The 13,244-nt window shown below is 46.0% G+C and carries 14 protein-coding genes and 1 pseudogene; 3 read left to right on the top strand and 12 right to left on the bottom strand.

The genetic code is table 11. The annotated features are described in order from the left end of the window. Nucleotides 1-404: 404 nt before the first annotated feature. From K2F33_RS11425 to K2F33_RS11370, 12 genes and pseudogenes are all read right to left on the bottom strand, one after another. Complete coding sequence (locus tag K2F33_RS11425) at nucleotides 405-1,679, bottom strand: alpha-L-fucosidase (protein ID WP_263881713.1); 1,275 nt, start codon at nucleotides 1,677-1,679, stop codon at nucleotides 405-407. A gap of 40 nt (nucleotides 1,680-1,719) precedes the next feature. Further along, nucleotides 1,720-2,817: a mandelate racemase/muconate lactonizing enzyme family protein gene (locus K2F33_RS11420; RefSeq protein ID WP_263881712.1), complete on the bottom strand. Its 1,098-nt coding sequence runs from the start codon at nucleotides 2,815-2,817 to the stop codon at nucleotides 1,720-1,722. A 30-nt stretch (nucleotides 2,818-2,847) separates the two neighbouring features. Then, the gene (locus tag K2F33_RS11415) at nucleotides 2,848-3,609 is read right to left on the bottom strand and encodes an SDR family NAD(P)-dependent oxidoreductase (protein WP_263881711.1); all 762 of its coding nucleotides are present in this window, start codon (nucleotides 3,607-3,609) and stop codon (nucleotides 2,848-2,850) included. A 45-nt stretch (nucleotides 3,610-3,654) separates the two neighbouring features. Further along, a complete protein-coding gene (locus K2F33_RS11410; RefSeq protein ID WP_263881710.1) occupies nucleotides 3,655-4,824 on the bottom strand; it encodes an ABC transporter substrate-binding protein in 1,170 nt (389 codons plus the stop codon). A 22-nt stretch (nucleotides 4,825-4,846) separates the two neighbouring features. Beyond that, nucleotides 4,847-6,517, bottom strand: coding sequence for a type 2 periplasmic-binding domain-containing protein (locus K2F33_RS11405; protein ID WP_263881709.1), 1,671 nt, complete (start codon nucleotides 6,515-6,517; stop codon nucleotides 4,847-4,849). 51 nt (nucleotides 6,518-6,568) lie between these two features. Beyond that, complete coding sequence (locus K2F33_RS11400; RefSeq protein ID WP_263881708.1) at nucleotides 6,569-7,471, bottom strand: carbohydrate ABC transporter permease; 903 nt, start codon at nucleotides 7,469-7,471, stop codon at nucleotides 6,569-6,571. A gap of 14 nt (nucleotides 7,472-7,485) precedes the next feature. Beyond that, nucleotides 7,486-8,409 carry an ABC transporter permease gene (locus tag K2F33_RS11395; RefSeq protein WP_094597065.1) on the bottom strand — a complete coding sequence of 308 codons (924 nt, stop codon included), beginning with the start codon at nucleotides 8,407-8,409 and terminating at the stop codon, nucleotides 7,486-7,488. A gap of 110 nt (nucleotides 8,410-8,519) precedes the next feature. Beyond that, entirely contained in the window at nucleotides 8,520-9,173 is a 654-nt protein-coding gene (locus K2F33_RS11390) for a GntR family transcriptional regulator (RefSeq protein ID WP_263881707.1), read from the bottom strand. Between the two features lie 176 nt (nucleotides 9,174-9,349). Then, complete coding sequence (locus K2F33_RS11385) at nucleotides 9,350-10,255, bottom strand: fumarylacetoacetate hydrolase family protein (protein ID WP_263881706.1); 906 nt, start codon at nucleotides 10,253-10,255, stop codon at nucleotides 9,350-9,352. A 23-nt stretch (nucleotides 10,256-10,278) separates the two neighbouring features. After that, nucleotides 10,279-11,052: an SDR family NAD(P)-dependent oxidoreductase gene (locus K2F33_RS11380; RefSeq protein ID WP_263881705.1), complete on the bottom strand. Its 774-nt coding sequence runs from the start codon at nucleotides 11,050-11,052 to the stop codon at nucleotides 10,279-10,281. A gap of 29 nt (nucleotides 11,053-11,081) precedes the next feature. Then, nucleotides 11,082-11,357 carry a hypothetical protein gene (locus K2F33_RS11375; RefSeq protein ID WP_263881704.1) on the bottom strand — a complete coding sequence of 92 codons (276 nt, stop codon included), beginning with the start codon at nucleotides 11,355-11,357 and terminating at the stop codon, nucleotides 11,082-11,084. Between the two features lie 109 nt (nucleotides 11,358-11,466). Further along, a pseudogene (locus K2F33_RS11370) lies at nucleotides 11,467-11,634 on the bottom strand (DUF4317 family protein); the annotation flags it as partial. A 217-nt stretch (nucleotides 11,635-11,851) separates the two neighbouring features. On the opposite strand from K2F33_RS11370, the gene K2F33_RS11365 reads away from it, so the two are divergent. From K2F33_RS11365 to K2F33_RS11355, 3 genes are all read left to right on the top strand, one after another. Further along, a complete protein-coding gene (locus tag K2F33_RS11365) occupies nucleotides 11,852-12,601 on the top strand; it encodes a hypothetical protein (RefSeq protein ID WP_263881703.1) in 750 nt (249 codons plus the stop codon). A 62-nt stretch (nucleotides 12,602-12,663) separates the two neighbouring features. Further along, the gene (locus K2F33_RS11360; protein WP_263881702.1) at nucleotides 12,664-13,023 is read left to right on the top strand and encodes a PCYCGC motif-containing (lipo)protein; all 360 of its coding nucleotides are present in this window, start codon (nucleotides 12,664-12,666) and stop codon (nucleotides 13,021-13,023) included. 10 nt (nucleotides 13,024-13,033) lie between these two features. Further along, nucleotides 13,034-13,198, top strand: a complete 165-nt coding sequence (locus K2F33_RS11355) for a hypothetical protein (RefSeq protein WP_263881700.1) — start codon at nucleotides 13,034-13,036, stop codon at nucleotides 13,196-13,198. Nucleotides 13,199-13,244: the final 46 nt, after the last annotated feature.

Raw genomic sequence — 13,244 nt, 5'->3', positions numbered from 1 at the left:
AACCTGGAGAAACATGAACTATACATAGGCGGCTGCCTGAGCCGGATAGCCATGTCGATTTTATCAATACGATCATGCAATGTGTCGTCTCCGACAGAAGCATCGTCAAAGCTGAGGATATTGTCAAACGCTTTCCCATTCCAATAAGACAGCCTCAACCGTTATTCCGCCAGTATGTAGGTATCAGTCCCAAATGGATGATTCAACGCTATCGGCTCATAGAGCCGTAAAAAAATGACCACCCGGGATATTCCCGATTGGTCAAAACTTGCTTTGGATCTTAGTTATTAAGATCGAGCTCATTTCATTAAAGATTTCAAAGTCATTACAATAAATTGCGATTATAACTTTGCTTAAACTATAAACTCCCCTCCGTATTAAACCATGAAGGGGAGTTTTTCCACCTATTTGCGCACAGGCCAAATGGGTTCTTGATCAAATTCTACAGCAATGACCGTGTTCCATTCGTCGCAGGATTCGGCGGGGACATCGATCCAGATCCGATTTACGCTGTACCTTCCTTCTGTCCCGCTTAAGTGCCCGAATATTTCTTCTACATTGTAAGCGAGTTCTTCTCCCGTCTTCAGCAGCCTCACAGACTTCACTTGGCCTCCCAGTTCACGCACTTCCACAGGGAATCTCGGAATCTCTCTTAGATGCAAATAGATCGTATTTCCCTTTCGGGTCATAGGTCCATAAAAACAAGGAGGATAATGTTCTACAACGCGTTGGGTTCCATAAATACTATCACCCGAGTGGCCAAGCCACGCTCCGATTCGCTGTAATCGTTCGATCGCTTCTTCGGGCCAGGTGCCATCGGGCCCGGGACCTACATTTAACAGCAGGTTTCCCCCTTTGCTTGTCACTTCGAGCAATGTATCTAATAGTCGTACTTCGCTTTTATAGGTCGAAGCATCGGAATGATAAGCCCATTGATGATTCATGGTCATGCAGGTCTCCCACCATCCATCCGGCGGATGTGTCGGTACGAATTGTTCTGGTGTCTCATAGTCTCCTACGTCCGGCAAACGATCGTTAATGACGAGATGCGGCTGCAAGTTCAACATCATTTGCTTCACTTCGCTGCTCCGCCAGCGATCCGCGCCGAATCCCGGAACATCGAACCATATCAGATCAATTCGACCGTAATTGGTTAGTAATTCACGCAGTTGTTCCATAAAGCGCTTATGGAATTGCCACCATCTCGCAGGATCATATGTATTCGGCTGGGGCGATTGAATCCCCTTGCTAATGGGGATGGTAGCGAAGTCAGGATCATGCCAGTCAATGGTCGTAAAATACAACCCCACTTTTAACCCTACTTCTCTCACAGCCTCGACGTAAGGCGCGATCAAATCTTGTTGCGGTCCTCTCTTCGTCGCGCAATAGTCGGTTGTTGCCGTGTCGAAGAGGCAGAATCCATCATGATGCTTCGCAGTGAGCACCACGTATTTCGCACCGGCTTCTTTCGCGCGCTGAGCCCATTCTCTCGGATTATAGTTCGTAGGATGGAACTCATCTGCCAGACTTTCATAGGTTTCAACATCCAAATGCTGACGGCTATGGGGCATTAAAGGCCAAGAAGCCTCAATTTCGCGTAAAGCATACGGACCCCAATGAATAAAAACGCCGAATCGAGCTTCATCGAACCATTGGGCTTCGGGATGAACTGCTTTCATGAATATCCAACTCCTCGTGGTTTAATCGTGAAATAGCAAATTACTGAACTCGGTATTCATCAAAATAACGCGGAATGATTTCGGTCGATGCTCCTGGCATCTGCGGCAGCACATAAAATCCGTCCTTTACCGTTGCTGGCTCTTCGAAAATATGACGAATCCAAGGAATATACTCTAACAGAACCGCATTCGGCGTGGATGCAACCAGATGCTGATGAATTTGCCCCATATCGCCGACATGCGGGCATATCGGTAAATCGTATGCGGCGGCTAATCCGGCAATTTGCAGCCATTCGGTAATACCCGCAACACGCGTGACATCCACCTGCACATATTCGACTGCACCCTGATGGATGTAATCACGAAACGCATATTTGGAATACACATGCTCGCCGAGTGCAATCGGTACGTTCAGCTCATCTGCTAATTTCCGGTGATTCATGATGTCATCTGGATTCAGCGGTTCCTCGAGCCAGAGAAGGTCGAACTGTTCCAATTTCTTGCCCCACGTCATCGCTGTCGTGATGTTCCATTGCTGGTTCACGTCAATCATCAATCCGGCTTGATCCCCGATCGCGCGACGTACCGCCTGTACCCGAGTAAAGTCCTCACGTGGATCTGACTTGCCGACTTTCATCTTTACTGCAGTAAATCCCTCTTCAAGAATGTTGGTCATATCGGCAATGAGCCGATCCTGACTCCAATTCAACCAACCGCCATTCGTATTATAAGCTTTAATCTTCTGTGATTTATGTCCTCCGAGGAGCTGCCACAACGGTTTGTTCAAAGACTTCGCCATGATATCCCATAAGGCAATGTCTACTGCGGCTAAGGCCATATGCGTGACCCCTGCGCGACCAATCCAATGCATCTCCCCGTATCGCAGCTCATCCCAAATTTGCTTCACCATGAACGGGTCCTTGCCGATCAGCTTCTTAGCATAATAGCGATCAATGGTCGCTGCGATCATCTCGTCTCCTTGTGCGCATGTGCCCGTATAGCCGTAACCCGTTATTCCCTCATCCGTATAGATGCGAATGCCTGTCACGCCCCAATGAGTAGCGACATTAATCGCATCTGTAATCGGCGGAGCAATGGGAACGTGCAAAATAAAGCTCTCTGCCTTTATGATCTTCATGATTCAATCTCCCCTGTTCCCTCGATGTCTTCAATAGCCTAACGAAGCACCACCATCTACTGGCAAGGCAATGCCTGTTATGAACTGCGATGATTCCGAAGCCAGAAATACGACGGCATCGGCAATTTCCTCTGCACGTGCCGGTCTGCCAAGTGCATGCATTTCATTAAGTGAGGTGCGTACCTGCTCTGGATCGGCCTGCTCCATCGTCCATTTCTCAAGAAGCGGCGTCATCACGCCCGCTGGGCAGATACAGTTCACCCGTACCTTGTCAGGGGCATAATCGATGGCAAGAGCTTTCGTCATGGCGATGATGGCGCCTTTGGTCGCGACGTAGACAGCGTTCTGCTTCTGTCCAACCAAACCATTCAACGAGGCCATATTGACGATACTCCCACACGTGGTCCTTAAATGAGGTATCGTATATTTAATCATCAGATATACGCTCTTCAGGTTAATGTCGATTACCTTTGTCCATTCGTGCTCCGATACCTCTTCCAATGGTTTAGGCAATATGGTTGCGGCATTATTGAATAAGACATCGATCCGGCCGAATTGCCTGACAACATCCGTGACAAGCGCTTGAACCGCCATACCATCGGATACGTCCGTCTGTATAGCCACTGCTGATCCGTTATAGCGAATGATCTCATGTACGACCCTTCGCGCCTCTTCTTCATTCACATCTGCAATGACCACGATTGCGCCTTCGGAGGCGAATCTTCTGGCTGTCACTTCACCGATACCGGATCCGCCTCCCGTTACAATGCACACTTTCCCTTCAAAAGACAACGCACTTCCTCCTCTCAGCCCTTATCATGAATGCTTGCTTCTTGCCTAAGAACGGATAAGCTCTTGAATTTGCTCCGATGCAAGGGCTAACGCTTGATGTTCTGACAATTCACCTATGATGCATCTGCGAAGCGCTTGCCATAGAATGTCCTCAGCCACAGGGTACGTTGGAAACTTAGGTGGTATAATGACGCTCGTAGCGATTGTCTCCTCTAGTAGAGTCCAGCGTTTAGCGGCAATGGAATTCGGTAGAGCCTCCCGTTTCAGGCGTTTCATGATCGATTGTCTTACAGGAACATGACCTTGATCCGCATCCACGGCTTGCGCTTCCGGCGAAGTTATAAATTTCAACAATAAAAGTGCCTCTTTCACGTGCTCGCTGGACGCTGGAATCGCGAACGAATGACTTCCGCAATAGACCGCACGACGGCCGCTTGCCGATTTCGGGGTTAACGCCAGATCGAATACGTTAGCGACGGGTGATTCGAAGAGTAAGCCGAAATAACCTGGCCAATCGGTAACCATCGTACTCTCCCCCTGCCGAAAGGATGCCGATACTTCATCATAATGCATATCCGGCAGCCCTTTCGGTGTCCACCCCCATTGATACCATTGTCTGAGCTTCTGAAGGGCCTCGACTCCCGCTTCACGGGCAAACATAGGCTGTAATTGCTCATCGAATAGCTGTCCGCCGCCACTGATCAATAATTCGAAGAAGGTCCCGAATAACCCGGATTCCATCCCAGGGAATACGAACCCCGTGTAGCCGGCTTCAGTTACACTGGACGCAACATGAGCTAGCTCCTCCCAGGTCTCCGGAACGGATAACCCCAACTCCTCCAATCGATCGCGCCGATAGAACAGCAGCCTAGCATCAAAATTACGCGGAATACTCATCAATTTACCTTGCACGCGAGCAAGATCCAGAAGAGCGGGAGAGAAATCCTCCAGCTCTTCTGCGGTGAATTCTTGATCTAATTCATATAAATAACGGGCTTGCGAGGGAGCATATTTCGTATGCGTCGATATCAGATCATAGGATGGTAAGCCGTTCTCCATACATTCTTGTACATGGCGATTCAGCTCAGGATGTGTTCCCTTGAACCCAATATCCACTTGAATCCCGAACTGCTGACTGATTTGCGGCAAACATGTGTATAGCGGAGCATAGGCAGGACCGTCAATGAGCGCAACCCGAAGCGTCTTGGAATTCATGCCGTACGTACACCTCCGTGTTTTATTTCAGGGATGACAAGAACTCAACCGTCTTCGGATCGGACTGGAATGCGGATGTATCGAACGGCTCGGTCATCGCTTTCTGTGCCATCTCCAGATACTGCGGCAAGCCTAGTTTCTGCAATCCCTCTACATATGTCTGCCAATCATTCTCGATGGATTTCGATCCATTAATAAATTGGGCCATGGATTGTTTGACATACTGTTCAATATTCGTCTTTAGCAAGGCGAAGTTCTGGTACTCCTGTGGTTGAATCCAAATCACCCCTGGATACACTTGCTTCGGCTGATGACCGGCATAATTCTTCATCGTCTCCAGCATCAGGAGGGATTCCAATCCATCTGCCGAAAATGGCGCCTTCGCTTCTACAAATCCGTTTCTCCACGTCGTATTCTGGAAAATGGGCCCCATTTGGTTCCAGCCTTCATTCTGCTTCGCGCCAGCAGAGTAGAATTTGTCAGACTGCGTAATGAACAGCGCTTGTTCCCCGCTCAGCCCCTTGACCCCATCACCTGCTTTGGTCCAATACTTCCCTTCCTGCCCGAAATTCATCATTTGGGTGCCTTCAGGCGTATAGATGAAGTCGACGAGTTTGATCATTCGCACAATTTGCTCTTCCGTAGCGTTTTTTGTAACGACGAATGTCAGGGACTTAGGCGTATTTCCGCTGAATGCTGCATATTGGGTACCATCCGGCCCTTTCAAAGGGGGTACAGTACTCCAGTTGGGATAATTCGGGTTAGCGGTATCAATGAATCCCGCGCTGTACAAATACGGTACGACGCCTACTTTGTTCTGCGCAGCCAGCTGCTTGATGACCTCGCCCTTTTGGCTGAAAGCTTGCTTATCAAGGAGTCCTTTCGCGTACAAATCACGGATATAGGTAAGGCCCTTCTTCCACCCTTCTTGTACAGGTGCATAGCTCACTTTCCCATCCTCTACGTTGAAGAAATCGGAGCCATTGTCATAGATGAAGGCGTTCATGAGGAAGATTGTCGGATCAAACCCGTCGGAGGTGCCGGACAACGGTATGAGCCCGTTATCTTTAAAGGTCTGTAGGACATTCGTCAGCTCATCCGTCGTCGTCGGCATGGACAAGCCGAATTTGTTCAGAGCATCGGTATTAATCCAGAACTTCTGTCCCCAATAGCAATGAATGCATGAATTATAGCTTGGCACGCCATAAATATTCCCGTCCGGTGCGGTCATCGCTTGCTTCAGACCTGGCGCGGTCTCCATTGCTTTCGTCAAATTAGGAGCATACTTCTCGATATAAGCGTTGAGCGGGACGATGATTCCTTGCTTTGAATATTTCAGAATATCTGACGGTGAGAAGCTGCCCGACCAGAAGGCATCCGGATAGTTGCCGCTGGACAGCAGAAGGGATTGCTTCGCTAAATAATCACTGGATGGCGCGATATTCCATTGGATGTTCAGTTTGAAGGTATCTTTCACATAACCGGTGAACCAGTTCGTTTTGAGGTCTATGACATCGGAAGAAGGAACCGCGAAGAAAGAAACATCGACCACTTTGTTCTCGTCAACCGCTCCATTGCTATTCGTCGATGCATTCTTGTTCGTAGGTTCTGTCGAATTGCCTGAGCAAGCGGATAATATGATCATGATGGATGCCATCATGACCGCCAATACCGTTCGATTGATACGAATCATGCATACCCCTCCAAAATTCGAAATGAAAATCACCCGATTGCCCCTCCGTGCTCATTCCTTGATGGAACCCACCATCACCCCTTTTACGAAATATTTTTGAATGAAAGGATACAGGATCAACACCGGAATGCTAGCAATTACAATCACGGAATATTTCAGGAGTGTCTTCATATCTTCGAACTGCTTGAGTTGTTCCGGAGATAACGTAATGGAGTTCGTCGAGACATTGTTTAAGACCAGAATTTCACGCAAGATAAGCTGCAGCGGGTAGAGATGCTCACTGTTCAGGAAGATCAGCGCGTTAAAATAGGAGTTCCAATTGCTCACGGCAGCCCAGAGCAGCAATACCGCAATAACAGGCTTGGATAGCGGGAGAACGATTCGTGTTAAGAACTTCGTATCATTGCAGCCATCGAGCTGAGCAGCTTCATACAAATCATTTGGGATCGAGCTTTGGAAGAATGTTTTGGCGACAATAATCGAGAAGATGTTGAGCGCGCCTGGAAGGATCATCGCCCAACGTGTATCTAGCAGATGAAGAGATTTGATCACGAGATAGTAAGGAATTAATCCCCCGCTGAACAGCATCGCAAACAACAGCGCCCACATGAGGATTTTCCTGCCCATAAACGTCTTACGTGATAAGGGATAGGCCATCATGATGGTTAGAGCAACGCTAATGATCGACCCCGATACGGTATAGATGACGGAATTGAGGTAACCCGTCCAGATTTGCTGATATTGGAACACGGCTTGATACCCGTACCACGTAGGTTCTACCGGGAACAACCATACTTTACCGGACATGACGGCAGCCGATGAACTGAACGATGAGCTGACAATATAGATGAGAGGGTACGCGACACATAATAGAATGATACTTAGAAAGATATAAATAACGACGATGCTCACTCGGTCGCTCCAAGGCTCGCGAATGTGTTTGGCTTTCTCCATGGCTATCCCCCTCATCAGAACAGACTCGAATCCGAAAATTTTCTAGCGAGCACATTCGTTGTGAAGATCAGAATGAACCCAACAACGGAGTTGAACAAGCCGACGGCGACCCCGAAGCTGTAGTTGGTGTTCACTAACCCAATTTTGTACACATACGTGGATATGACTTCGGACGTGCTCAGGTTCAACATGTTCTGAAGCAGGAAGACTTTCTCGAATCCTACGCTCATCAGCCCACCAACGGCTAAAATGAATAGCACGATGATCGTTGGGCGAATCGCAGGCAAATCGATATGAATGATTTTCTGAATGCGGGATGCACCGTCAATTTTAGAGGCTTCATAGAGCTCTGGGTTCACGTTCGCTAATGCTGCAAGATAAATGACGGCGCCATAACCCGTCTCCTGCCAAACACCTGACCAGACATACAGAGATGAGAACGCTTTCGATTCGCCTAGAATATCATAGACATTTTCTACGCCGAAGAGATGGGATAATTGACCGTAAAGTCCTGTTGTGGGGGATAAAATAATGTTAATCATGCCGACTAACACCACGGTGGAAATGAAGTATGGGGCATACGTAAACATTTGCACGATTTTCTTAAAACGTTGATTCTTCACTTCATTGAGCGCGAGTGCGAGTAGGATGGCGGCAGGTGTTCCGATACATAATGCGTAGATACTAAGAAGGAGGGTGTTTTTGATGATTGGCCAGAAGTAAGGTGAACTGAAAAACATCTCGAACTGCTCCCCCCCGACCCATGGACTGTGCCATATGCCTTGTGTGGGGTTGAACTCTTTAAATGCAATCTGGATGCCGATCATCGGGACGTAATTAAACGTGATGAGGAATAAAACGGGTAATGCCACGATACAATAAAGCTGCCAATGCCGATAAATGTTTTTCCTCCACAAACTCACTGTGCGAACAAACATGATTATCGTCCCCTCCGCTATTATGTAACCGCATTCAAAACTATAAATCGTGTATGATTTATTTTGAATAATATCATACACGATTTATGGTGTAAAGCGGAATATGGAAGTTACTTAAAGTTGTCTCGCAACCGTTGATATGCCTGGTGAAGATGGACTCTGGAAGCTTCTACTGCTTTTTCTGTATCCTTCTCGAGCAGAGCTAACACGATTCTTCGATGTTCTGCGATCTCCGCACTCATGTCGATCTTGTAATGGGCCAAGTTCAAGTAGCGGTGAACCCGTTCGATTAAAGCCGTGACCATCTGTTTCAGGTTCTCATTGCCTGCATAAGCCAATATCGTCCCATGCAGATCATGGTTCATCTTGGAGATGATATTCTCTTCGTGGCTCGCTTCCCACATTTGTTCTACAGCATCGAGCTCTTGCAGAATTTGTTCGAGTCGAAACTTGGGGATATGCGGAGCAGCCTTTCGAACCGAAAGTTCTTCTAACGCATAACGAATTTCGAAGATTTCGTCGATATCCGTCATATTCATTTCTGCGACATACATCCCTTTAAACGGTACGACTTTGACAAATCCATCGGAAGCCAAGCGGAACAATGCCTCTCGAATTGGGATATTGCTGACGCCCAAATCTCTCGCTAATTGATCGATATTGATTTTGTTTCCTGCGGATATGTCATGGGACAGGATTTTTTTCTTCAACAAATCGTAGAGTTCATCCGTTAATACATGGCGGCTCAATCGTTTATCTGCCAAAGGGCTCATCTCCATTTTTTACGAGTTGCCCCAAGTATATCATGTATCATATATGAAATGTACGATTGAAATGGCAAATTAACCCAATACTTGATTCAAACGTTTAAAAAACGACATCGGAAGCATGAGCTCCGGTGCTGAAACCGACCTTTTTAAACACGAATTTTTACGGATATTTAAGACTCGGCTACCATCGTATTGGTGATGGATCCCAGCTTTTCGATTTGTATGGTGACTTGATCGCCGTTTTTCAGATACACCTGCTGCTCTGGCGGATAACCGAGCACAACCCCTTCTGGCGTTCCAGTCAAGATCATATCGCCGGGAACAAGGGTCATATGCTGGGAAATATAGCTGACGATCTCATCGCAGTAAAAGATCATATCCGACGTATTGGAATGCTGACGCACTTCTCCATTGACAAGGCATTGAATATCCAGATCATTCGGATTGCCGACTTCATCCGCCGTGACCAAATACGGCCCCAAAGGCGAAAATTTATCGCAGGATTTGCCGAGCAGCCACTGATGGGTGCGAAGCTGCAAATCACGGGCGGATAAATCGTTCACATTGCAATACCCGAATACATGGGAAAGTGCGTTTTCTTTGGAAACATACTTGGCCGTTTTGCCCATGACGATGACCAGTTCTGCCTCATAATCTACTTTCTGTGAAACTTTCGGAAGCGGAATCGGTTCGCCGGCTCCTGCCAGGGTGTTGTTAAATTTATTAAAAAGAATCGGGTATTCCGGAATCGGTGCATTCGTTTCTTCCGCATGCTTCCGGTAATTCAAGCCTACACAGATGATTTTATTCGGATGGGTCACACAGGGCCCAAGCGTTAGTGACGACTCCTGCAGCATAGAAGTGCGGATTACATCATCGGATTGCAGCACATGATCCACATATTCGCTAAGGGCAGCCAGTGCTATATCTCCGCCATCCAGCACCTCATGGATCGTTGTTGGAATCGCCTTTTCAGGTGGGATCAAGGATAGCGCCCCTAGGACATCCAGGACTCCATCATCCGTTTTCACTCCAAGCCGATATTGGTCATTATGAATAAACGTTAGTAATTTCAAGAGATCACCCTCCTATTCAAATGTTAAGCATCCTTGCCGAATACGACGCCGCCATCGATATACAGCGGAGAGCCCATCATAAACTTCGATTCATCCGAGGCAAGGAACAAAGCCGCTTTAGCGACATCTTCCGGTCTGCCCAGTTCGCCGCTAAGCTGGCGTTTTTTAAGGGACTCTATTGCAGCTTCGGGATTCTCGTAGCTGGTATTCAAATAATTCTCCACAAAGGGTGTCAGAATGGTTCCGGGGAGCAGCGCATTGACACGAATATCATAAGGCGCATAGTCTACCTGCATCGATTTTGTCAGTGCCAAAACAGCACCTTTCGTTGCCGAATAGGAGGCGCGCTTCGCCAAACCGATTTCCGCGATGCACGATGACATATTAATGATAGAACCCGATTTGCGCTGCATCATATGAGGCAGAGCAAATTTGCTTGGCAAGTAAACGCCGCGAATATTCACGCTCATTACCCGGTCCCATGCATCCGGTTCAACCTCATGCAAAGCGCCGACCCCGCTAATTCCGGCATTATTGAACAGAACATCGATATGGCCGAAAGCAGCAATAGTCTGCTCTACCATCGCTTGGACTGAGGCCGGATCCGTCACATCCGCTTGTATGAACATCCCTTTACTACCCATTTCAACGATTTCCTGTACGGTTTCTTCTCCCTTCTGCGCATCCAGGTCGTTGACAATGACCGTTGCTCCTTCTTGGGCAAAGAGCAGTGCCGCAGCTTTTCCGATTCCGGATCCGGAACCCGTAATAAGCGCTATTTTTCCTGCCAGTCTCATTTTGACTCCTCCTATTCAATTTTCTTCGCCTAAACAATCGCAGACCCGGGAATAAGCTGGATGGATGACTCTGATGAAGGATGATCCAATGAAAAAGTTATGCCTTTCTTATCATCAGAATCTAATATCACGTTCTCTATTTCAGTACTCCAATCCTTCTCTTCATAGAAAAAAATTACACTGTTCCATGCGAATTGACCTGGAGCGATTTGCTTCGGTTTTACAATGCTGATGAGCATCTGCACCTTCGCCGGATCTGAGTATCCCCATGACCAACAAATGAACAGACTCAATAAACCAAACACAAAAAAGCCCCCTCACGTAAACAGATCAAAACCTGTCTCCGTAGGGGGAGCATATTAACAAGCTACCGATATGACGTATGAGAAATCCAATTCAAAAGCTCTTATCACTTCATTCCGCCTTCTCCAACAACGTCTCCGTGGTCAGCGTGAAGCCCTCAATAACAGCATCCTCGTCAACCTCAATCATAATACAGCGCTTGCCTTGAAAGCTCACCTGTTTGATATACCTTAAATCCTGTGGACTGATCGTAATCGTGGCTACCTTGGTATCGATTCGATCGATCACAACCTAAAATAAGGTAATTTTGTAAATATAATTTTTTTTATAAAATATTACCCAACTTTTGGATCTTAAAGACGTTCTTAATTAATAATGTCTAAATTTACCTGAAGGGATGGTGAATTTTTTAAAAAAAATGTAGACATTATCAAACTCCTTTTATGTAAATAGGAGGATCACGAAGGGGAAATTCAACTCAAGGAGGAGATTAACAGTGTTTTCGAAAAAAGTGCTTTTTTCAAAAAGCAACTTAGCTGTAATGATTGCTGTTGTGTTTTTGATTGTTAGTATTTCCCTTAATTTTTCTAAAGTTAATGCGGCTACATCAGATGATTCACCTACTTTCAGTAGAATCACTGAGAAAGAAGCTGAACAAATTGGAATTAACCAGTGGACACAAAATTTCACTGATTCAGCAGAAAGCGAACTCTTATCATACTCGAATGAACTAAAACTGGACTACGAGAAACAACATATCATGAAGGCAGAGAAAAACGGAGAAACTGCTATTTTTGTGTATTATCCTATTATCGGAGGGGAGTCGCAAAAAGATAGTCAATACATCATGGTTTTTGATAATAATGGAAAAAATCTTGATAACATATTAATGCTTGGGCTAAAAAACAAAAATGGAGATATCCAAAGCTTTGCAAAGTCTGGAGGCAAAGAGGTATTAAATGCAGTCATCAAAAGTGATGGAAAAGTAATATCTGGAACCTCTATCCATTCTAATGGAGAGATTCAAGATCTTTCTAAGCCGACTATGCAGGTTTTTGGGTTCTGGTCATGTCTCAATGACTGTCTTGCTTCACAAGGGGTTGCTGCATGGGCTATAACTGCTCTCGGTATCATTTGTGCTGCGGGCTGCGCCGCTACAGCTGGTCTTGGATGTTACGTCTGCTTGGCTGGAGCCGACATCGCCGCTGGTTCTGTTGTGGGATATTGTTGGGGACAGTGTAAATAAATAAAATATAGGTGCTTTGTGAACATCACAGAGCACCTTATATTTTATAGAAGGGGATTAAAATGAAAAAAGTTTATATATATATTCCAATTGTATTAGTCTTAGTCGCTTTCTCACTCTATAATATTACTAAGCCTCTACCTGTCCTTAATGCAAATCAGTTGCATAATAAAGTTCCCAATGTAATTTTAGCTTATGAATATGCCAATAAGTATAAAAAAACTTTTAAAAAAGCAAATTGTTATTGTGGATGTATGAGCGGAAAAAAAGCTCATGAATCACTGCTTGATTGTTTTAAATCTACCCATGGAGAGAATTGTTCGGAATGTATTGAAGAAGCACTTATCATTGGAAAGGAAAAGGATAAAGGCACCTCGGATGAGTTGATCATTAAGATTTTAGAAACAAAATATAGCTCTTAGGAGGTTTCTAATGAAGAGAATATTCTATCCTTTATTAGTAGTTGCACTGCTGTTTATGGCTCTTGCTTTAACAGGAAAAAGGATATTTGAGTATGCACCCACTGTTGGTTGGATCGGTGCAGTCGTTTTCATATCCCTGAGTTTGATAATTGCCGTCAAATTTCGTAGTAAGTGATGGTTTCAATTGCAGATCTCACCAGTTGCGGAATAGTTAGGCTTGT

The sequence above is a fragment of the Paenibacillus sp. PSB04 genome, assembly GCF_025809195.1.
Lineage (GTDB): Bacteria > Bacillota > Bacilli > Paenibacillales > Paenibacillaceae > Paenibacillus_AQ > Paenibacillus_AQ favisporus.
The sequence above is the reverse complement of the archived record's forward strand: the minus strand, read 5'-3'. Positions and strand labels throughout refer to the sequence as shown.